Origin of the sequence: Bacillus sp. FSL W7-1034 (assembly GCF_038593365.1) — a bacterium.
Taxonomy (GTDB): domain Bacteria; phylum Bacillota; class Bacilli; order Bacillales; family Bacillaceae; genus Bacillus; species Bacillus altitudinis.
In genome coordinates, this window is the sequence record NZ_CP151989.1 from 1,067,888 (window position 1) to 1,089,312 (window position 21,425).

The 21,425-nt window shown below is 41.9% G+C and carries 23 protein-coding genes; 12 read left to right on the forward strand and 11 right to left on the reverse strand.

The annotated features are described in order from the left end of the window. The first annotated feature begins 9 nt into the window (after positions 1-9). Genes sbcD through NST73_RS05355 form a run of 3 tightly spaced genes read left to right on the forward strand, consistent with a single transcriptional unit; the run spans position 10 to position 4,894 of the window. Positions 10-1,185, forward strand: a complete 1,176-nt coding sequence (sbcD, locus tag NST73_RS05345) for an exonuclease subunit SbcD (RefSeq protein WP_342467931.1) — start codon at positions 10-12, stop codon at positions 1,183-1,185. Continuing rightward, the gene (gene sbcC, locus NST73_RS05350) at positions 1,182-4,577 is read left to right on the forward strand and encodes an exonuclease subunit SbcC (protein ID WP_342467932.1); all 3,396 of its coding nucleotides are present in this window, start codon (positions 1,182-1,184) and stop codon (positions 4,575-4,577) included. Before sbcD ends, sbcC begins: the two co-directional genes overlap by 4 nt. 17 nt (positions 4,578-4,594) lie before the next feature. Continuing rightward, the gene (locus NST73_RS05355) at positions 4,595-4,894 is read left to right on the forward strand and encodes a hypothetical protein (RefSeq protein ID WP_017360217.1); all 300 of its coding nucleotides are present in this window, start codon (positions 4,595-4,597) and stop codon (positions 4,892-4,894) included. Between the two features lie 47 nt (positions 4,895-4,941). On the opposite strand, the gene NST73_RS05360 is transcribed toward NST73_RS05355, so the two are convergent. From NST73_RS05360 to NST73_RS05395, 8 genes are all read right to left on the reverse strand, one after another. Beyond that, positions 4,942-5,160 carry a spore germination protein gene (locus NST73_RS05360; protein WP_003211468.1) on the reverse strand — a complete coding sequence of 73 codons (219 nt, stop codon included), beginning with the start codon at positions 5,158-5,160 and terminating at the stop codon, positions 4,942-4,944. A gap of 22 nt (positions 5,161-5,182) precedes the next feature. Next, positions 5,183-5,617 (reverse strand): spore germination protein GerPE, encoded by a 435-nt coding sequence (locus tag NST73_RS05365; RefSeq protein WP_008348609.1) that lies wholly within the window; start codon positions 5,615-5,617, stop codon positions 5,183-5,185. Then, a complete protein-coding gene (locus NST73_RS05370) occupies positions 5,617-5,793 on the reverse strand; it encodes a germination protein GerPD (RefSeq protein WP_003210893.1) in 177 nt (58 codons plus the stop codon). Before NST73_RS05370 ends, NST73_RS05365 begins: the two co-directional genes overlap by 1 nt. Further along, a complete protein-coding gene (locus tag NST73_RS05375) occupies positions 5,790-6,404 on the reverse strand; it encodes a spore germination protein GerPC (RefSeq protein ID WP_008348607.1) in 615 nt (204 codons plus the stop codon). The genes NST73_RS05370 and NST73_RS05375 overlap by 4 nt, the downstream gene beginning before the upstream one ends. Positions 6,405-6,435: 31 nt before the next feature. Beyond that, positions 6,436-6,669 (reverse strand): spore germination protein GerPB, encoded by a 234-nt coding sequence (locus NST73_RS05380; protein WP_035392485.1) that lies wholly within the window; start codon positions 6,667-6,669, stop codon positions 6,436-6,438. A gap of 14 nt (positions 6,670-6,683) precedes the next feature. Continuing rightward, on the reverse strand, positions 6,684-6,905 hold the full coding sequence (locus NST73_RS05385) for a spore germination protein (RefSeq protein WP_003211745.1): 222 nt from the start codon (positions 6,903-6,905) through the stop codon (positions 6,684-6,686). 127 nt (positions 6,906-7,032) lie between these two features. Continuing rightward, positions 7,033-7,194, reverse strand: a complete 162-nt coding sequence (locus tag NST73_RS05390) for an aspartyl-phosphate phosphatase Spo0E family protein (protein WP_008348605.1) — start codon at positions 7,192-7,194, stop codon at positions 7,033-7,035. 122 nt (positions 7,195-7,316) lie between these two features. After that, the gene (locus NST73_RS05395; RefSeq protein WP_342473982.1) at positions 7,317-8,411 is read right to left on the reverse strand and encodes a CotH kinase family protein; all 1,095 of its coding nucleotides are present in this window, start codon (positions 8,409-8,411) and stop codon (positions 7,317-7,319) included. Positions 8,412-9,317: 906 nt separating this feature from the next. On the opposite strand from NST73_RS05395, the gene NST73_RS05400 reads away from it, so the two are divergent. Further along, a complete protein-coding gene (locus tag NST73_RS05400; RefSeq protein WP_007499116.1) occupies positions 9,318-10,223 on the forward strand; it encodes a fumarylacetoacetate hydrolase family protein in 906 nt (301 codons plus the stop codon). A gap of 91 nt (positions 10,224-10,314) precedes the next feature. Beyond that, positions 10,315-10,683 (forward strand): YisL family protein, encoded by a 369-nt coding sequence (locus tag NST73_RS05405; RefSeq protein WP_007499115.1) that lies wholly within the window; start codon positions 10,315-10,317, stop codon positions 10,681-10,683. Positions 10,684-10,721: 38 nt separating this feature from the next. Here the strand turns inward: NST73_RS05405 and NST73_RS05410 are convergent, their stop codons facing one another. Further along, the gene (locus NST73_RS05410; RefSeq protein ID WP_342473983.1) at positions 10,722-11,249 is read right to left on the reverse strand and encodes a DUF2777 family protein; all 528 of its coding nucleotides are present in this window, start codon (positions 11,247-11,249) and stop codon (positions 10,722-10,724) included. Positions 11,250-11,404: 155 nt separating this feature from the next. Here NST73_RS05410 and asnB point away from each other — a divergent pair, with 155 nt between their 5' ends. From asnB to NST73_RS05430, 4 genes are all read left to right on the forward strand, one after another. Then, the gene (gene asnB, locus NST73_RS05415; RefSeq protein ID WP_047945600.1) at positions 11,405-13,246 is read left to right on the forward strand and encodes an asparagine synthase (glutamine-hydrolyzing); all 1,842 of its coding nucleotides are present in this window, start codon (positions 11,405-11,407) and stop codon (positions 13,244-13,246) included. A 147-nt stretch (positions 13,247-13,393) separates the two neighbouring features. Further along, on the forward strand, positions 13,394-14,911 hold the full coding sequence (crtI, locus tag NST73_RS05420; RefSeq protein ID WP_342467934.1) for a phytoene desaturase family protein: 1,518 nt from the start codon (positions 13,394-13,396) through the stop codon (positions 14,909-14,911). Then, positions 14,908-16,383 (forward strand): phytoene desaturase family protein, encoded by a 1,476-nt coding sequence (gene crtI / locus NST73_RS05425; protein WP_342499432.1) that lies wholly within the window; start codon positions 14,908-14,910, stop codon positions 16,381-16,383. Before crtI (NST73_RS05420) ends, crtI (NST73_RS05425) begins: the two co-directional genes overlap by 4 nt. Next, positions 16,376-17,215, forward strand: a complete 840-nt coding sequence (locus NST73_RS05430) for a phytoene/squalene synthase family protein (RefSeq protein WP_024720032.1) — start codon at positions 16,376-16,378, stop codon at positions 17,213-17,215. Before crtI (NST73_RS05425) ends, NST73_RS05430 begins: the two co-directional genes overlap by 8 nt. An 85-nt stretch (positions 17,216-17,300) precedes the next feature. Here the strand turns inward: NST73_RS05430 and NST73_RS05435 are convergent, their stop codons facing one another. Then, positions 17,301-18,677 (reverse strand): MATE family efflux transporter, encoded by a 1,377-nt coding sequence (locus NST73_RS05435; RefSeq protein ID WP_342499433.1) that lies wholly within the window; start codon positions 18,675-18,677, stop codon positions 17,301-17,303. A gap of 113 nt (positions 18,678-18,790) precedes the next feature. Between NST73_RS05435 and NST73_RS05440 the strand changes: the two genes are divergently transcribed. From NST73_RS05440 to NST73_RS05450, 3 genes are all read left to right on the forward strand, one after another. Continuing rightward, on the forward strand, positions 18,791-19,657 hold the full coding sequence (locus tag NST73_RS05440) for an AraC family transcriptional regulator (RefSeq protein WP_058337495.1): 867 nt from the start codon (positions 18,791-18,793) through the stop codon (positions 19,655-19,657). 14 nt (positions 19,658-19,671) lie between these two features. Next, positions 19,672-20,232 carry a GNAT family protein gene (locus NST73_RS05445; RefSeq protein WP_035392472.1) on the forward strand — a complete coding sequence of 187 codons (561 nt, stop codon included), beginning with the start codon at positions 19,672-19,674 and terminating at the stop codon, positions 20,230-20,232. Positions 20,233-20,295: 63 nt separating this feature from the next. Next, positions 20,296-20,571, forward strand: coding sequence for a hypothetical protein (locus NST73_RS05450; protein WP_008348576.1), 276 nt, complete (start codon positions 20,296-20,298; stop codon positions 20,569-20,571). Between the two features lie 168 nt (positions 20,572-20,739). On the opposite strand, the gene NST73_RS05455 is transcribed toward NST73_RS05450, so the two are convergent. Continuing rightward, positions 20,740-21,276 carry a serine O-acetyltransferase gene (locus NST73_RS05455; RefSeq protein ID WP_017360201.1) on the reverse strand — a complete coding sequence of 179 codons (537 nt, stop codon included), beginning with the start codon at positions 21,274-21,276 and terminating at the stop codon, positions 20,740-20,742. Positions 21,277-21,425 lie beyond the last annotated feature (149 nt).

Below are 21,425 nucleotides of genomic sequence, written 5' to 3' on the forward strand. Positions count from 1 at the left end.
GTGAATCACATGAGGATTCTGCATACAGCGGATTGGCATCTAGGGAAAACCCTTGAAGGTCGAAGCCGGCTTGAGGAGCAAGCGGAGTTTTTAGATGAATTAAATCAAATCGTCAAGGATGAACACATTGATGTCATTGTGATGGCAGGCGATGCCTTTGATACAGTAAACCCTCCTGCTCGCGCAGAACAGCTTTTTTATGAAAGTTTGTCTGCATTATCTGATAAAGGAAAGCGTCAGGTGGTTGTGATCTCTGGCAACCATGATAACCCAGACCGTTTATCAGCCGCATCTCCTTTAACGAATGAGCAGGGGATTCATTTAATTGGATATCCGACAAATGATTTAATTCATGTCGATGTTTCTTCTGCAAGTGAACGTCTATCTATTGCAGCACTCGCTTACCCGTCTGAAGCAAGGCTAAACGAGGTGCTGGCTGAAACATTTGAAGAGAAACTGCTTCGTGATCAGTACAATTTAAAAATACAACAAATGTTTCAACATTTAAGCAGCCAATTTCAGGCGAATACGGTCAATATCGCAACAAGTCATATTTATGTGGCAGGTGGCAGTCAAACGGATTCGGAAAGGCCGATTGAAGTGGGAGGCGCATATACCGTTGCGGCCGAAAGTCTGCCTGAGGCGGCTTGTTATGTCGCATTGGGGCATTTGCATCGCCCCCAAACCATTAAACGTGCCAAGACGATTGCCCGCTATTCTGGATCTCCACTTGCATACAGCTTTTCTGAAGCAGGCTACGCCAAATCAGTCACCATTGTGGATGCAAAACCGAATGAAACAGCAAGCTGGAAAGAAGTGTTTTTATCAAGCGGTAAACCACTTATGAAGTGGAAGGCGACTGAAGGGCTGAGCCAAGTACACAATTGGCTGGATGAAAAGCGGGATCTTCAAGCCTGGATTGATTTAGAGATTCACTTAACAGATCAGCTGTCGATCGAACAAATTCATCAGCTTAGAAAACAGCATAGTGGATTTGTCCATATTAGACCAAAGTTTAAAGAGTTACAGCAAAAAGAAGAACAAAAACAAGTGGAAAAGCTCTCGATTGAAGAGCGGTTCGTGAAATTTTATGAGCGTCAGACAGGTGGAGGTCTACCTGATGAAAAAACCGTCAAGCTATTTTTAGAGCTTGCCAATGACATGCAAGAGGAGGAAGCGAATTGAAGCCGATCACGTTAACCATTAAAGGACTTCATAGCTTCAGAGAAGAGCAAACCATTGACTTTAGCTCCTTATGTGATGCAGGTGTGTTTGGTATTTTTGGACCGACTGGAAGCGGAAAATCGTCCATATTAGATGCCATGACACTCGCACTCTATGGCAAGGTCGAACGTGCACTCAATAATACGCATGGTATTTTGAACCAAGCTGAAGAAAAGCTGTCTGTCTCCTTTACGTTCGCTTTGCAAAGAGAACACCATATTTCTTATAAAGTGGAACGTGCCTTTAAACGTGCAGATGAAATGAAGGTTAGAACGACGTTATGCCGATTGATTGAAATTGGTGATACGCAGACAGTTCTTGCAGATAAAGCAAGTGAGGTCAATCGTAAAATAGAAGAATTACTTGGTTTAACCATTGACGATTTTACGAGAGCGGTTGTTTTACCCCAAGGAAAGTTTGCGGAATTCCTTTCATTGAAAGGAGCCGACAGACGCCAAATGCTTCAGCGTTTGTTTAATTTAGAGAAATATGGTGATCAGCTCGTCAAACGTTTACGCGCAAAGGCTCAAAATCACTACGGACAGAAAAACGAACTGCTGGCTGAATTGACTGGATTAGGAGAAGCTGGGCCAGAGGCATTAGCGAAAGCTAAAGAAGCAGCTGCGCAGGCGCAAGCTATTTTTCATGAGAAAAAACAAACGCGGGACGAAGCGTTCACTGCTTTTACAAAAGCGCAAGCCATCTGGCAGTATCAAAAGGAACAAGAAGCGTACGAGAAGGAACAACACAACCTCAATCTGCTGGCATCCACGATGGAAGAGAAAAAGAATCAACTTCACATTGCAGAGCAGGCAGAGACATTAAAGCCTTATGCGGATGCATTAACAAAGGCTGAAAAGCAGCTCTCTCAAGCATCAAAAGAGAAGCAGGAAGCAGAAAAACATTTACTTCATCAACGAACGATCTATGATCAAATGACGCAGGAGTATGAGCAAACGCGGCAAAAGAAAATGGAAAATGAGCCAGAGCTTCTTCAAAAGAAAGAGCAGCTTATTCAATTAAAAGAAATTGAACGAAAAAAAGAAACAGCTCTTCAGGAAAAGACCGTACTAGAGCAGCAAAACCATGAAAAAGCGCAGCAATTGACTCAAAAAAAAGCGGAAGCCGAAAACGTGCAATCTTTATTAGAGCGTGCGCTTGCGAAACAAACACAGTTGAAGCATGAGCTGGAACAATTACAAGTCTCTGTCAAAGAGCGGAAACTTGTACAAGACGCACTTCGTTTCAGTGAAAATGTTCAAAGAATGAATGTGAGCATTCAAAAGGAAGAACAAAAGATTGAGAAGCTAAGACAGCGTTCAGCACAGGCGACACAATCGTATGAAAAGCTTCAAAAACAGCAAAAAGATCATCATGAAAAAATAAATCAATCGTTTCAAGCGATAGAGCAATTGTATTTTTATGTATGTGAATTTGAACGAGGTCTTACAGAATGGAGTCATAAAGAGCAGGACAAAAAACAAGAAAAATTAAAACAGCGTGATGTTGTCAGATCGGCAGAATTAAGAAAAGAATTAGCGGCAGAGCTAGTAGACGGTGAACCATGTCCTGTTTGTGGATCGATTCATCATGATCCAAAGGCTGTGATAGACAATGACCATGAAGAAACGGTTGCCCAAATTGATGAATGGATTGTAAAAATGGATAAAGAGCTCAAGCTGGCAGAGGAATATGCTAGAGACATGTTTGCTGCAAAGCAGCTGCTTGAAACGCATGCCAATCAATTAGTTAAACAGTTCTCCTTTTTATCTCAAAAAGCCCCCGATTCGGAAGTAGCTGCAGCAGTAGAAGCAGTACAGAATCCGCAGTCTTTGCACCAGCTGATTCAAGAATGGAAAGGCGTAAAACAAGATATTCAAGCAATCGAAAGCAAACGAGCTCGTTTAATGGACGTCACTTATGATCAAGCGGCAGAAATGAGCAAAGTAAAAGACCAACTGACATTTGAGCAGCAGCGCATACAAGAACTAGACATGCTGATCAAGGAGCTTCGATCTGAGCTTTCCGAACAACTGACGCAATTTGAACAGACCTTTCCTCACCTGACAATCAACCAAGTGCAGGAAATGCAGCAACAAATTGACGAAAAGGATCAACAAGCGGAAGGTTATCAAGAGCGTATTGAGAAGAGTATTTCTTTTCTAGAGGAAAAACAGCAGGCAAAAGAGCATCTGCAAACAGCTATATACGATCTAGAGAAGGAACTCGATAAGCTGGCGCATCAGCTGGGAAGCCAGCAACACCTGATCGATCAATATGAAACAGATTTACAGCGATATCCTTTAAAAGCGGCTTCTCTTTCTGATGAACTGTACGAAGTTCAACAATCTCTTGTTCATCTAAATGAAAAAGAACAGCAATCGTACGAGCAATTTAAGCATGCACAGCAATTATTTAGTGAGGCACAAAGCCATTTCTCAAGCAGTGAACGTCAGCTCCAAGAGGCGAAGCGGCGAAAACAAGAAGCTGAGAAAGCGTGGCAAAAAGAAACAGCATCTACTCCTTTTGCTCATCCTCAGGAGATAGCACCTGCTTTAATGGATCGATCTGTACGTCTTACAGTCAAACAGGAAATTGAGGAATTTGAGGATAAAAGAAAGCAATGTGCAGCAAACTTAAAGCGAATTTCTGAACTGTTAAAAGGTGAGTCGCTGGATGAAGACGAGTGGACAGACATTCAACTAAAAAAAGAAGCGGCAGAAAAAGCGCTTGAAGAAGCGACAGCGCTGAGTGGATCTGCACAGGAGCATCTGCGAGTGATTGAAGCAAACCATCAGCGCTTTGCAAGCATTCATGAACGCCTTGAAGAACTGCAGCAAGAAATTGACCGGCTGGATAAGCTTCAAACGGTGTTTAAAGGGAATACATTTGTTGAGTTCCTAGCAGAAGAACAGCTAGAAAGTGTCAGTCGTGATGCTTCTCATCGTCTTGGGATTTTGACAAGACAAAGGTATGCCATTGAAGTCGATTCAGAGGGCGGTTTTGTGATGCGGGATGATGCCAATGGAGGTGTCAGACGTCCGGTATCCAGCTTGTCTGGGGGAGAAACTTTCCTGACGTCTTTAGCACTTGCCCTTGCTCTGTCTGCACAAATTCAGCTGAGAGGTGAGTTCCCGCTGCAATTCTTCTTCTTAGATGAAGGATTTGGTACACTCGATCAAGACTTGTTAGATACGGTGATTACAGCATTAGAGAAGCTACAATCTCAAAATTTGGCTGTTGGTGTGATCAGCCATGTGGAAGAATTAAAGATGAGACTGCCAAAGAAACTGATTGTCCACCCAGCAGATCCAAGCGGGAAAGGAACAACAGTCTCGATGGAATTAATGTAAAGTGAGGTGATCTCAGGATGGCAAAGCAAACGATTGGATTATGTGAGCTGTGCGGAAGACAAGAGGTCGTCCTTACAGAACATCACTTAACGCCAAGAGAAGAAGGAGGGGCCTTTCTACCGACTGCCTTCCTGTGTATCCCTTGCCATAAACAGGTACATGCTCTTTATACAAACCAGGAGCTTGCCGCACGTTTGAATACGCTGGATGCCCTAAGACAAGATGAAAAGCTTGTTCCGTACATCAAATGGATTCGAAAGCAGCCGGCAAGCAAGCTGGTCAAAACAAAGAAATCAAGACAACGCAGAAAGAAATAAGCATAAAAAAGCGCTCCTCTAAATGAAATGAGTGTAGAGGAGCCGCTTTATGCATTGCCTACCATATTCTGATCATTTAAGTCAGGATCCACATAGTTGGTGGCGCTAATGCCATTATTTAAAATCAAGAAATCTCCGGTATTCCCCGCTCCAGAGCCTAAAGCAGATTTTGAAGAACTTTTAGGCGAAAGATAAAATGAGTCACCGACGTTTACGACGCCCCCAGAAATCGAGTTAATGTAAATGGGTCCGACAATTGCTGGCATAATCGACATCCTTTATTCGAAGTCATATCACCATCATATGCGCAGGTAGGTCCAATTGTGAGTTTGGCGGATGTTCGTCGTTGTTGCTAAATAACTCTCGAATATGCTTCACTCGCGCAACGGCATTTATTCCGCACGTAGAGCCAATTTGATAGATAGAGGAGGAAGAGACCCCTTCTACATGAATGGACGACACTTTAATGAGAGGCTTTTCATGATAAAAGGCCGTTCTAACCGCTCGTTCTGGCAGCATCAATGGGATCGGCTCATAATACACTTCAAATTCTTTTGCATCTAGGTTTTCAGCTTCATTTCCATAAAATAAACTAATCGTTCGCTGGACAGCTAGCACCTTCACGTTCGGACAGAGCTCTTGTGTATCACCAATTTGAACAACACTTGCAATCCCGACAGAATTCACCTTCGAGAACTTCACTTGAGATGTGCGCTTGATCATTATCGAGGGGCTAGAGGAACAAACGGGCCAATAATTAATGATTCTGGCGGTGTATCGAAAATCGATGACAGTTGTACATGGTCCGTGTCCCCGATAATAAATAGGGAAGAGGACGATACCCCAACTACTTTAATGCTTCCAGTTTCGATGTTGCGGTTGACGACTGTGAAATTCATCCGTTTTCCTCTCCTTTCGTTTCATTTGGAATATGGGCTAAAAAGTGCTCGATTGCCCGTTTGACATCATGTTTCACGTATTCAGCAATTTGCTCGGAACGTTGAAGCGGGGTCATATCTTCCCTTTGTGGCAGCTGCCCCGCATAATATTTGATTCTGCTGTCTATTTGTTTTCGAATGTCCTCAATGATATGGTGTTTGTTGCTTTCATCAAGCGAGCCTTCGTATCGCTGCTCTAGTTCTTCAAGAAGCTGCGGTGCTTCTTCATTTAAGAATGCATCGACAAGCTGGCGTGTTTGATTGAAAAATTGATCAGCCATTTCTTGCTGCATCATTCCAATTCCCGGGGTTGTTGTTTGGCCCACTTCAAAATTTTGAACACTATTTGGATCAGATGGATTGAGGCCGATATTTAATGTGCCTTCCAGCCGCTCGATTTTCAGTTGATCAAATTGATAATCAATCCGTTCAATCGTTGTTGTCGGTTTATCTTTGATCATTTGCATTTCCTGCTGAAGCTCGTTAAGCCTTTTTTCAAGCATCATGATTTGCTGTGTTTGCTTTTGAATGATGCCATACATTTGTGAAGCGCTGTTTTGATAGTCATACATATGCATACACCTCCGGGGATTGCAGATGAACTTATGTTGTTGGTGACTGAAGCGGTACAAAAGGTGCCGTGCTTGCGCCTTGAGACTCTTCAATTCCTTGTGTGCCTGCTGCGGCAGGTGCTGACTCTACATAGCTTCCAGTGTTATACAGATTGGAGAGTGCCTTGATTGATCCAGCACTGCCGATTTGCAGAACGGATGAGTTACTCACAGACTCCACACGTAAGTAATTAATTTGTATCGCTTGATTAATATAGAAGTTCAATGGATTCTCACTCCTTACAAGTTACCAACAAGCGGTTGATCAATGACATCACTATCATACGTATTTGTCACACTTTTATAGTTGCTAATGCGTAATTGATCACCAGTGTTAAAACTGCCTGCGCCGGCAAACGTTTTAACCTGACTATTTGGAGAAATGGTGATGCAGTCTCCAACATGAACGACTCCGCTCGTTCCGACGGCATTTACTTTAAAGGCTCCAACAATAGCCGGCATAGCGGTGCACATCCTTTAGAAAAATAGGGCACTTCGTTTTTGGGCGTTTCACCATAGCTTATGATGGGTCTTTTAATATGTGATTGTCTTTTTGAAGAACTTTGATGAGAGGAATGAAGTGTATGGTTTACCCTTTATTCGAGCATTCTTTAGAGGTGGTTTTGATGCCTTTATTTAAGAGTGTGTCAAGCTCTTGACTGCACCTGATGGTTTCTTCGGCATTCATTCCGAATTTTTTTGCGGTCTCAATCAAATGTAATCTTTTTTGTTCAATTTCATAATTGATCATAACGGACGCCAACTCTCACATTTTTTATCAAATAGAAGGATATGGTTAGTATACCCTATTTTTCTATAAAAAAAGCTCTTTCGTCAATATGAGAACTAAAGTGACAAAATTCGAAAGTGTGTTTACAGGCGCGATGTCTCTTTTTTAATCTCAGTTTGTAAATAACGTCGTCTTTTGTTGATATACTGTCGGATTAATTCTCGCTCTGAACGCAGCATGTCTTGTCGGTTTTTCGTATATGGATCATCTCCAATTCGCTGCTCAATCGAAGCATGCCATGTCTCAATGATGGGGAGAAGCCGTTTTTCTAAAAAATGTGTATCTAGTACGTGCTGGAAAAGGGCATAATAGTCTCTTTTAAATGCAGGGATGTCTAGTAATCTAGCGGTTAATGTATTGAAACCGCTGACTGGAATATAATCAAACGCCATTTCTTCTCCGTGAATATCACGACCCCAAGTCGCATCATAATCCCAAGGCATTACTTGAAACCTTCCTTGATCATTCACATAAAGCGCATAGTTATGAACAAAGCCATCAAAATTTTGGGTACACACGACACCAATGAGCCAGCGGAAATATTGTGTTACATCAAGGTACTGCTCAATCTTATTTGCAAACGTGTCGTCCCTTGCGGTGTTCAAAAAGTAAATAAATTCACTCAGCTGCTTGTCGTGTTCAGGAGTTCCCGTTTTTTTCTCATAACCGAGAAGAAGATGTTTTTTTGGCTTTTTATCAAATGAACTTAAAAGAGAGAAATTGGCGTCATCATCTACAGCATAATAAATGCCGCCTCCATGCAGCTGTCGTTTTTGGAGGAACAGCTCATCTACAGATTCTATTTTTAAATAAATGCCTTCTTTTCTTCCATTAATGGTCAGAAACACATGAGAAGCGGATGGGCTGAATACACCCATCTGTTCAAAGAAATAAAAAGACAGCCTGTTGCGAATGAAAGAAGGATCATTGTACTCTGCATTTAAGTGAAAAAGGGATTCGCCCTGTCTTTGCTTTGGTTTTCGATATTCAATTTGATAGGATTTTTTCTTGAGCTTTCGGATGTGTGATCCTCGGTATGAGGCATAAATATGTGACTTCGTTTGGCCGGTTTTCAGAATGGCCTCGACGGGTTCATCGTTCCATACGTCCTTTTTTAATTCCATGAGATCTTTTGGATGAATCCAGATATCCAGTTGTTTTAAAGGTTCTTTGTCCATGCGTTCATCACCCTCCTATATCTCCTCCACTATATGAAAATGAAGGAATGTCCTGTACCTGCTGGTAGGTATTCATGGAGTTTTCTAAGAAAGAGGCATTCGCCAAGAACACTTGTCTATCGAGTCTCGTAACATAAAGCAGAGAAGATAAACAGCTTTGTCTGTTTGTTTTGTCAGAGCACAGATTGGGAGGGGAATTGTTCGTGAGCACATTTGATCATTCGCATATTGAACATGCAGTTGATTCACTTCGAAGTGAGGGGCGTGATCATCACTTAGATCGTGAACCAGAATCGGGATATTCGCACAAATCATCTCGTTCTCGTCATTCAAATCGCCGTCACTGGTTCTTTGGTGGAGGAGGCTGCCGTAAGTCACATCGCAGCAAAAAAAGCCATAAAAGCTATCGTTCTAAAAAAAGCTATCGCTCTAAAAAAAGTCGCTGCTCAAAGAAAAGTGTAAAGAGCGAGAAACCATGCAAAAGCAAAAAGTCGTATAGAAGCAAGAAATCATGCAAAAGCAAAAAGTCGTATAAAAGCAAAAAGTCATACCGCAGTAAAAAGAGTAAACCAAAAAAATCATGCCGCAGCAAATACAGATCTCATAAGAAAAGCTGCCGCAAATCACATCGCAGCCATCGATCTAAGCGTTCTCATCACCATAAACGGAGTCACTCTTGCCGAAGATGCGGAAAGAAAAAACATCATTCCCGCCATCAAGGAAATGTTGATCGTAAATGGGATCAAGGGAATATGTGGGAGTATCGACGCTACCGCTAAATATCAGGTCTTCATTTTTGAAACCCTTTTTAAAAGAGAGTATGATAAAAAAGGGTTTTTTTTATTTCGTAGAGAAATAAAAATGAGACATCATAATGTAGTGAAATGAAGATTGTGAGGGGAAAACATGAAGTTTTTTACAGGTGAGATACATAACAGATTGTTTATCGGGGTCGTCATTGATGATGAATGGGTGATGGACGTCAAAAAGGCAGAAGCAAAACTATTTGAGCTGGAGACATTGCCAAACTCTTTATCTGAATGCATCAACATGGGGGACAAGTTTGTCGAACACGTCAAACAGCTTCTTGATTGGGCGGAGAAAAAAGAAGAAGACCGTGGCTCTTATGTCTATCCGCTTTCGGACGTGACACTCCATGCACCGATTCCAAAACCAACGAAAAACATCATGTGTGTTGGGAAAAACTATCAAGATCACGTCATGGAAATGGGAAGTGCGGCAGATATTCCTAAAGACGTGATGATCTTTACAAAGGCGCCTACCTCTGTTGTAGGGCATGAAGCGGACATTCTTCTCCATGAAGATGTGACAAGTGAATTGGATTACGAAGGGGAGCTTGCCATTGTCATTGGCAAAACAGGAAAGAATATTGCTCCTGAAGAGGTCCACGATTACATTTTCGGTTACACCATTTTAAATGATATAACGGCAAGAGATTTGCAGAAAAAACACAAACAATTTTTCATCGGAAAAAGCTTAGATACAACTTGTCCAATGGGACCTTATATCGTTCACAAGTCAGTGATCGAGGATCATGGAGCACTCCATGTGGAAACAAAGGTAAACGGAGAGGTTCGTCAGTCTGCCAGTACGGAATTAATGATCTTCCCAATTGAAGACATTGTGTCAACTCTTTCAAAAGGGATGACGCTGGAAGCGGGAGACATCATTGCAACAGGTACACCTTCTGGAGTCGGCAAAGGTTTTGAACCGCCAAAATTTTTAGCCTCAGGCGATCAGGTTGAAGTAACAATTGAACCAATTGGGACGTTATCAAATCGCGTCAAATAAAGGCGTGTTGACACAGGATTGTCGCTTTGTGTTCGACTTATTTCGTGGTACGATGAGAAGGTAATTGTTCTGATAAAGGGGGAAATCACAAATGGGAACACATTTACATATTACAGCGTGGGTGCTAGGTATTATTTTATTTTTCGTTGCCTTTGCATTAGCAGGTAAAAACGATAAAGGCGCTAAAATTGTGCATATGATCGTACGACTGTTCTACTTGATTATTATTGCAACAGGCGTAGAGCTGTATGTTCGCACAGGAATGAAAATCCCGGGTTACGGGGGCGAGTATGTTGGAAAAATGATACTTGGTATTCTTGTGATTGGTTTCATGGAAATGGTCCTTGTACGCAAGAAAAAAGGAAAATCGGTGACGGGTGTATTCATTGGTTTTATTGTGGTTGCCATTGTGACCATTCTTCTCGGCTTACGTCTGCCGATCGGTTTCCATATCTTTTAAGATAAAAAGGGCATTGCTTATCAAAAGCAGTGCCCTTTTTATGTGAGATCAAACTGAGACATCAGCCGGTGACCGTCAGACGTCGTCCATTCCAATTGAACTTGATTTGTACCCGAATGATGGTGGAATTGAAGGGCAAGTGATTGCATGTCTCCTGAAAACTGAAAAAAAGACACGCGATGAGAAGGATGGAAGGAAGAGAAGACACAATCATAGACGGAAAAGCCAAGCTGTTCTACATAGTCAATGATCTGATAAAAGACGCTTTCCGGTACGAACATGAGCAAATCAAGCCACCCTTTAGAAAGAGACGCTGGATATTGAATACATTCTCCGCCTTTTACCTCCATCAACTGTCCGTTTTCACAAAGAACGACAGACCCGAGCAATTCTCCTTTTGTCCATCGCTCCTTTTCTTTCAAACAGATCATAGAACTTTGAAGGCTTTCAGGCAGCATGATGTCTCCTTCTTCGTCTTCAATCAGACAATGACCGTTTTCCATCAGTAAGTACCCGTTACACCATTTTGGGTGGTTTTGCTGAAGATATGTCATTCGGTTCTCCATTCGCAAAACCTCCTTTCCTCTTTCTTTTCTTACCAAATGAAGCTTGTCCTATACACAGGGGGAAAAAGGACAAATCAACTATCAAGGAGCCGATGCATAAACTAAGAAAGGCTAAATGAGAACACTTGATGAAAAACGGATGGGAGCTGATGATGATGTGTGGAATAACAGGCTGGGCAGACTTTAAAAAGCAGCTCATCCAACAGGATCATGTAATCAATCAAATGACAGAGACATTATCTAAACGAGGGCCGGATGATACAAATACGTGGAAAAGTGAGCACGTTCTTTTCGGCCATAAACGGTTAGCCGTTGTCGATGTTGAAGGCGGAAAGCAGCCGATGACATATACCCATCAACACCATGATTATACGGTGGTATACAATGGAGAACTTTATAACACGGAGGATATACGAAAAGAATTATTCAAAAGGGGGCACCGCTTTCTTGGGCATTCTGATACAGAGGTTCTTCTTCACGCCTATACAGAATGGAAGGAAGAGTGTGTGACCCATTTTAATGGAATTTTTGCATTTGTCATTTGGGATAGTGAACGTGAATTATTATTTGCAGCGAGAGACCGGCTCGGTGTCAAGCCATTTTTCTATACAGAACGTCATCATTCCTTTTTGTTTGGCTCAGAAATCAAAGCACTTCTGGCTCATCCTGAAATGAAAGCCAAAGTGGATCATGAAGGGTTATCAGAAATCTTTGGTTTAGGGCCGTCTAGAACACCAGGGCAAGGCGTATTTAAAGGGGTGAAAGAGCTGAGACCTGCTCATGCCTTAACCTTCTCAAAAGATGGTTTGCGTGTGTGGAGGTACTGGAATGTCAAAAGCAAGCAGCATACAGATTCGCTTGATGACACCGCTCAGCACGTGAAGGAACTCTTTACGGATGCTGTTACAAGACAACTCGTCTCTGATGTGCCTGTATGTACGTTTTTATCGGGCGGTGTGGATTCTAGTGCCATTACGGCCATTGCCGCCAAGCACTTTGAGAAAATAGGGAAAGCCCCGCTGCATACGTATTCCGTTGATTACGACGGAAATGATCAATTCTTTGAAGCAAGTCAATTTCAGCCGAATGCTGACGGCCCGTGGATTGATCGAATGACCAAAGCGTTTCAAACGAATCATCACAGCTGTATCATTGGGCAAAAAGAGCTGGCTTCTTATTTGAAAGAAGCGGTTGAAGTGCGAGATTTGCCGGGGATGGCAGATATTGATTCATCCTTACTATGGTTCTGTCGAGAAATTAAAAAGGATTTTGTTGTCGGTTTATCAGGTGAATGTGCAGATGAAATTTTTGGAGGTTACCCATGGTTTCACATGGCAAGCGAAACCAATGGATTTCCGTGGATGAGATCAACGGAAGCACGCATTCAGCTTCTTCAAGACTCATGGCAAAAGAAATTATCACTGAAGGAATATGCGCAAAGCAAATATGAAGAAACCGTGGCAGAAACCCCTCTTTTAGATGGGGAAACTGGAGTAGATAAAGCCCGAAGAGAACTTTTTTACTTAAATATGATTTGGTTTATGACAACACTGCTGGATCGAAAAGATCGTATGAGCATGGGGGCGAGCCTTGAGGTACGTGTACCATTCGCAGATCATCGTCTTGTTGAGTATGTATGGAATATTCCTTGGGAAATGAAAATGTATGGAAATCGGGAAAAAGGGGTTTTGAGAAAAGCATTAGAGGGAATTTTACCGAATGAAGTGCTTTATCGCAAGAAGAGCCCTTATCCGAAAACACATCATCCTGCTTATACTCAGGCGGTAAAAGAGATGTTAACAGATTGTCTCGCGCAAAAGGATTCTGTGCTTCATGAATTTTTAGATCCACATCAATTAAAACAGCTGATTGAAACAGAAGGGGCTTCTTTCCAGGTTCCTTGGTATGGTCAGTTAATGAAAGGCCCACAGCTCATTGCCCATTTGGCACAGATTCATCATTGGTTTGAAACATATCGAATTGATATAGAAGCATAACAAAGGGTCGGCTTTCTTGCACTTGTTGAAAGGAAGTCGGCTTTTTTGATACATAACATGAGACTTTTAGAGCACATCAAAAGTTGATCTAACCGCTTCAATTTGTATAATTAACTTAAAGTGAATTAATTTGGAGGAAAAAGGATAATGAAAATCATTGTGATCGGAGCAGGACCAGGGGGACTTGCAGCAGCTATGATGTTGCAAAGCAAAGGACATGATGTTCATATATATGAAAAACAGTCCTTTGTTGGCGGACGTAACTCTAAGTTTCAACTTGGTGATTTCACGTTTGATACAGGTCCTACTTTTCTCAGTATGATTCATATTGCAGAGGAACTATTCACCTTTGCCGGTAAAAATCTCTATGATTATATAGATGTGATTGAATTAAAAGAAATGTATAGATTAATCTTTCAAGATGAGAAGCTTGATATGATTCGAGATCGAGACGAAATGTACAAACGTCTAGAAGCCTTTGCACCTGGTGAGGGCGAGGGGTATGTACGTTTTATGAATGATACAAAACGAAAAATGGACCGCCTAACGCCGATTCTACAAAGTAAAATGGATCGTTTCCATCATTATTTGCGTCCAAAAGTCATCAAAGCACTTCCTCAGCTCTCATTAAATAAAAGCTTATATGATGTGCTGTCGTATTATTTCTCAAATGAATCGGTGAAATATGCCTTTACATTCCAATCAAAATATTTAGGGATGTCACCTTGGGAATGCCCAGGAGCGTTCTCAATTCTTTCCTTTATGGAGCATGACACAGGCGTTTATCATCCGAAAGGCGGAGTGAATCAGCTGTCAGAAGCGATGGCAAAGGCAGCTGTTGAATCTGGGGCTACCCTTCATCTATCAACTGGAGTTGACAAGTTGCTGACGAAAGGCAGGAAAGTGAAGGGCATTCGCTTAGAAACTGGTGAAGAAATACAGGCAGATGAGGTGGTCGTAAATGGTGATTTTGCACACGTGATGACAAAGCTTGTAGAGCCGGGTCTTTTAAAGAAATATAGCGAGAAGAAACTGAAAAAGAAAAAATTCTCATGTTCCACCTTTATGCTGTACCTAGGTTTAGATACGATATATGATGAGCCGCATCATACCATCGTTTTTTCCGATGACTATGCGAAGTTAGTCAAAGAAATTACGAAAACCTTTGAGCTGCCGGATGATCCGTCCATTTATATTCAAAATGCAAGTGTGACAGATGATTCGCTTGCGCCAAAAGGCAAGTCCGCTCTTTATGTGTTAGCACCCGTTGCCAATAATCAAAGCGGTATTGACTGGGAAGCGCATCAAGAAGAATTTAGAAAGCTTGTGCTGGATACGCTGGAGCGGAAAACAGGCTTTAAGAATATCAGGCAGCATATTGAAGTCGAGCGGATGATCACACCGAAGCACTGGGAAGAAGAGCTGTATGTATATGAAGGAGCTACATTTAATCTTGGTCATCAGTTGACGCAGATGATGGTACTCAGGCCGCATAATGAATTTGATGAGTTGAAACACTGCTGGCTCGTTGGTGGAGGAACCCACCCAGGCAGCGGATTGCCAACCATTTTAGAATCAGCGCGTATTACGACAAATGCGATTCTGTCAAAAGAGAAACATACGCACAAAAGAGTGCCACATCAAGAAAAGGGGAGCGCCTCATGAAAAAACATATATTGATTGCTGGCGGCGGTATTGGCGGAATGATCTCAGCTCTCTATTTAAAAAAAGCTGGACATGATGTCACCCTTGTTGAAAAAAATGAACGGCTCGGCGGGAGACTTGCTTTTGTACGTGAGAAAGGATATAAAGTAGATGAAGGTCCGACCATTGTCCTACTTCCTGATATGTTAAAAGGCATTTTACATGACGTAGGCATTGATGAAACATCTCTTGATCTCTTGCAGCTCGATCCGCTGTATACGATCCACTATCAAGATGGAACCTCCTATACGAAATACTCTGATACACTGCGACAACTAGAAGAAATCAAACGTGTATTTCCAAAGGAAGAACAGGGATATTTAACATTTATGCAAGAAATGACGGATCGGTTTCAAGAAGGGCAGGAAGCTTTTCTAGAAAAATCATTTCATGAAAAACGAACCTTTTTTACAAAAGCGAACATGAAGATTTTAATGAAATTAAAAGCATATCGAACCGTTCAAAGTTCTCTCAAAAAATATTTTTCAGATGAGCGCCTCCGAGATGCATATGCACTTCAAACCCTCTATGTCGGAGGAAATCCGTATGAAGCATCTGCCATTTATTCGCTTGTTTCATATAGTGAGCACGCACACGGAATTTACTATTTAAAAGGCGGTTATGCGAGTTTAGTAGATATATTGGAGAGACAGCTCTTAAAGACGGGTGTACACATAAGAAAAAGTGAAGAAGTCGCACAATTTGAGTTTGAGGGGAAACGTGTGGTCAAGGCAACAATAAATGATGAGCACATAGCAGCTGATGCATTTGTGCTGAACGGAGATTATCCAGCGGCGTTAAAACAGCTTGGTTTAGGTGAACAAGACCGGCGTAAATACGTTCCATCCTCCGGCTGCGTGATGGTGTATCTAGGGTTAAACAAAGTATACGATGAAGCACCTGTTCATCAATTTTTCATGGGAGAACACTTTGATCAGCATATGAGAGAGGTGTTCCAAACGAAAACGATACCTCAAGATCCATCATTTTATACATTTAATCCATCGACCATCGATCCATCCCTTGCCCCAGAAGGCAGCAGTGTCCTATATATGCTCATTCCTGTTCCATCAGGAGATCACATCAATTGGGAACAAGAGACAGACTTTGTGGATAAAATGGTGGAGCGTCTTGAGAAAAGAGGCTTTCCACAGCTGCGAGAGGCGGTTGTCTGGCAAAAGGTGAGAACACCGAATGATTCAATGCGAGAAGGATTGTTTGAAGGCGGCAGCTTTGGACTCGCTCCTAATTTGTTTCAATCAGGTGTGTTTCGCCCGCAAGTAAAGGTTGCAGATGTAGACAATCTATATGCGGTAGGTGCTTCCATCCATCCCGGCGGCGGGGTACCGATCGTGATGCAAAGTGCAAAGCTCATGGCTTCTGTACTGCTTAAAGAGCTGAACAACAGAAAGGAAGTGAAGCTAAGTGGTTGATGTGCAAACAGCATTGAAAATATGTGAAGAGACCATTCAAACCCATTCAAAAACGTTTTATCGTGCCTTTTCCATGCTGCCTAAAAAGAAAAGACAGGCTGTTTGGGCCGTATATTCTTTTTGTAGGAGAGCGGATGACATTGTAGATGAGTCTCCTTCACCAAAGGAAGAACTGGCGTCTTTTCAGGAGGCATTTGAACGTTTCTTGCAAGGAGAAGTAGATCGTGATGATCCAATGTGGGTGGCGCTGGAGTATACATTTCAACAGTTTCGTATGGATGAATCCCCATTCCGTGACCTGCTGCGAGGACAGGAGATGGATTTAGAGCAACATCGATATGAAACGTTAGATGAACTGCTCATCTATTCCTATCATGTCGCAAGTACAGTTGGATTAATGCTGCTTCCGATCATTGCACCGCGTAAAAAAGAACAGCTAAAAGAAGCTGCGATTTCCCTTGGGATTGGCATGCAGTTGACCAATATTCTTCGAGACATTGGTGAGGATAAGGCGGAAAGGAACCGCATTTATTTGCCAAAACAAGTCATGGATCAATTTGGGTATACAGAGCAAGAATTACAAGAAGGGATCGTCAATCAAGCCTTCCAGCATGTATGGGAATATATTGCTTTTGAGGCAGAGGCGTACTATGAGGAATTTTTTGACCATCTCCATGAATTCCCACTTTATTCAAGGATACCAGTGAAAGCAGCTGCTCACTTTTATAAGGCTATTTTAGATAAAACTAGAGAAAACGAATACCGCGTCTTTACGAAGCGGTCATATATTTCAACACAAGAAAAAGCACTTATTTTAGAAGATATTACGTAATGAGAAGAAGACAAAGGGGTAAAATAGAGTTCGTTCGTTTTAGCCCTTTGTCAACAATCTGAAAGGACTGCACCCGCAGTCCTTTTTATGTGGAAGTAAACCGGTACTCCGTCCATACCCTTGAACGCCACCGCCTATACATGAAGATACCTCTTACCCATTCATCCAAGATAAAAGAAATCCAAACCCCGATAAGGCCCATCTCAAGTTGAATGCCTAATAAATAAGCGATCGGAAGGCCGATGCCCCACATTGAAATCATCGCCATATAGACTGGAAACTTCGCGTCACCAGCTGCCCGCAAGGAGTTGATGATGACCATATTAAAAGAACGTCCAGGCTCTAAAATAATTGTCAATATGAGGAGGAGACTCGCTATTTGAATGATCTCACTGTTGCTAGTGAAAAAAGTAAGTAAATGCGTCGATGATAAAGATAAAGCAGTAGAAGAAAGAAGTGAGATGGCAATGGCCCAGTATAAGCTTTTCATGCATCTTCGATAGGCCGCATCAAATTCTTTCGCCCCGATCAGGCGCCCGATTAAGATTTGTGTTCCTTGGCTAATGGCGGCACCAAATAACATAATGAACATCATCAAATTCTGGGTATAGACTTTTGCTGCCAGTGCTTGCGTGCCCATAAATGTGATAAACAGCGTAATAATCATTTGAGAACCATTATAAGAAAGTTGTTCTCCAGCAGAAGGAATGCCGATTTTTAGCAGTTTTTTTAAATGCGTTCGCTGGATGTAAAACATTCGTTTGAATGAAAACCGCAATCCAATGCGGTGTCGAACAATGAGTATCATGGCTGTAAGACCGATCAACCGTGCAAATGATGTGGAAAGAGCAACACCCATGACACCTAATACAGGGAAGCCAAATGGTCCAAAGATGACCAAATAATTACCAGCAACATTTAACAAGTTCATACCGATGGTGACATACATCGTATCTCTCGTGAATCCATAGCTTTTTAAAATAGCACTATAGGTCATAATGAGCGCCTGAATAAAAGAAAGCAGGCCGACAATCTGTAAAAAGACGGTTGCATCTGGCATGAGCTCGCTTGATAATCCCATCATATGCAGGATGGGCACAGCTAACACAAACATAAGAAGACTGATCACAAAGCTAATGAGGAAGTTGGTGCCTAGTGATACATAGGCAACTTGGGTCGCTTCCTGCTTGCGGCTCGCTCCTAAAAGCTGCGCAATGACAATCGTCGTCCCAGTCGTAATGAAGCTGAACATCACAATCAATAGATTTAATAGCTGATTGCTTACCCCTACTGCGGCAACACTATTGTCAGAATACTGGCTGAGCATCAGTGTATCTGCGCTCCCCATCAGCATATATAAAGAGATTTCGATAAAAATAGGCCAAGTTAATGCAAATAATGAAGGGTGGGATTTTTCACTTTTGGCTTGAACCTTTTGTATTGTCAGTGCTTGTGGTTTCATCACATCGCCTTCTTTCGTATAAATCCGATTTATAGTGTACCTTGCATCGACTATAATAAGAAGAGATGAAACCGAAACTTATTGGAGAAATCCGACTTCATAAGGGGATGAATATGGGTCCGTTTATTACATTTACTGTACCGCCATTTCCAGTCTATATTGCTTCAGGCAAAGGTGTATTCCATCGAGGAGAACGACATATCTCCAGAATTTTCACCGTATTTGATCTTCTTTATGTCACGAAAGGTGAATTGTGGATCACAGAAGACGAGGTGCCTCATCACGTAAAAGAGGGAGAATATATCATCTTATCACCGGGACTTGCCCATGGTGGACATCTGCCATGCAAAGAAGAAACACTTTATGAGTGGCTGCATTTTTCAATTGATTCATTTGAGTTTACAGATCGGCCGAGAGAACACTGGTTTGACATGAAGCAAAATCAAGCCACTTTTGAAAAAGCAGCAAGCTATGAATTTCGTCTGCCCCGAAAAGGAAAAGTGAAAGGGGGAAGCGTGCTACAGAAGCATCTTTCAGCGATGCACGCTTTAAATGATGATGCGTCTGAACTTCAGCTCAAAAAGCAGCTTCAATTTGAGGAAATGCTCATTCATTTACAAAAAGAAGCATTTCATATTCCAAGTGCAAAGGAGACTGTCGCTTCAGAAGTGGTTCACTATCTTGAACGTCATTTTACGCAAAAATTACAGATGGAGAAGCTGGCAGAGATTCTTCATTATCATCCTGATTACATGACAAGGTGTATGCAGACCGTGTACGGACTGACGCCGAGCCAGTACATCAATCGACTCAAAATTGAAAAAGCCAAAAGCCTACTTGCTTCAACGAATGAAAAAATAGCTCTCATTGCAGAACATGTAGGCATTGATGACCCAACGTATTTTTCAAAGCTGTTTCGGCAAAATGAAGGCATGACGCCTATCGAGTATCGTCATCTTGCTAAAAGAACGACAAAGTAAAGGAACGTGAACAGATGAAAGGAAAAAAAGAAGAGATTGTGAGCATACGTCCATTAGACGAAACCGATTTAGAAGTGGTATGGCATTTAAGGTTTAAAGCGCCAGACCAGGCTTATCGAAAGTGGAATGCACCGTATTTTATTGAACATGACATATCGCTTGCTGCATTTAAAAAACGCTATTTACAGGATGATTCTGTCCTGCCAAAACTATTTGGCATTGATGTTGGAGGTGAATTAAAGGGCACAGTTTCTTATTATTGGGAGAATGAACGCACACGTTGGCTGGAGTGTGGGATTCTTATTTATGACTCACGTTTTTGGAATGGGGGCGTTGGAACAAAGGCATTGCGTCTATGGATCGATGAACTCTTTTCACACATTGATATCCCACGCATCGGTCTGACCACCTGGTCTGGAAATGAACGCATGATGCGTTGCGCAGAGAAATGCGGGTTTATCCTTGAGGGAAGACTGCGTAAGGTACGTTACTATCAAGGGGAGTATTATGATTCGATGCGGTATGGGATGCTGAGAGAAGAATGGCAAAGCCTTCCGAATCATTCATTTGAATAGTTGTTTTTAAGATTAGGAAAAAAGTATAGTAAGATTAAATAAATTGAAAAAGAAGGGTGGCGGATGAATGTGAAATGGATTACAGGTTGGTTTGTATCCATCTTAGTCGCAATCTACCTATTCGTTGATGCACCAAAACACGGGAAAAATAAATGGTTATGGGCCATCTTAGGTCTTTTACTCGGGCTCTTCACACTTGGAATATATCTCATTCAAACAGGAAGAAAAGGGTTGGGCTGGACAGTACTGATTGTGTCCATTCTCATCTATGCGATTGCCATCCTCGTCTTTGTCTTGTACTTTCTCATGCTGGTCTTCGGGTACTCCAACGCAAATTAGAGAGTACGGCTGTGGTGATTTGTTTCACTTCAAGTTGCTACCGATTGATGGTTTGATTGCGCCAAAGCATCTTAGGATAAATGGTGATGGGGCTCGGGCAGGATGATCCTCATGTTTATCCATCTTATTTTATCTCATGTGGCTCACTGCTTTGGTCAAGTAAGTCCTTCATAAAGAAGGGCTTTTTTCTTTTATTTTTTGAGCAGGGACACCTGCAATGACAATTCGCTCTTCATGAAAGGAGCGATTCACTACTGCATTTGCTCCGATGGAAATATGATTCGCAATATAAATATTTCCAAACAGTTTAGCTCCAGGGCCGATCCATACATGATCTCCGATGACGGGCACATCTTTTTCATGATGGTTTTGACCGATATTCACGCCTTGATGAATATCACAAAACGCGCCGATTTTGGCATGCTTGTTCACAATCAACAGCCCAGTATGGTTGATTCTGAGCCCAGGTCCAAATACACCAATTGGGATATCAAAGCCAAGCTGCATGCCTTTCTTTTTATGTAAGTAACGATAAAACCATTTGCGTAACGTAGCACCGCTATTCGTATAGTACTCATATTTTCGTAAATATCTTTGATATTTCCAAATATCATCCCCAAGCCACTTTGGTCTTTTTCGATTGATGGCAAGTGCTTTCTGATCTTGTGCCAAGTAGTGGTGAAGGTCATGCTTCGTTAAAATCATCAGATCTCCCTCGATTCCCTTTCGTTTCAGAGAAATTATACCATCATAACCATTTATATCAAGATGAAATAACGTTCATTTTTTGTTTTACTACATTCATTTCATTCTGCCGTCCCGTATCAAACAAGGGAGCTACAACGAATAGAGCA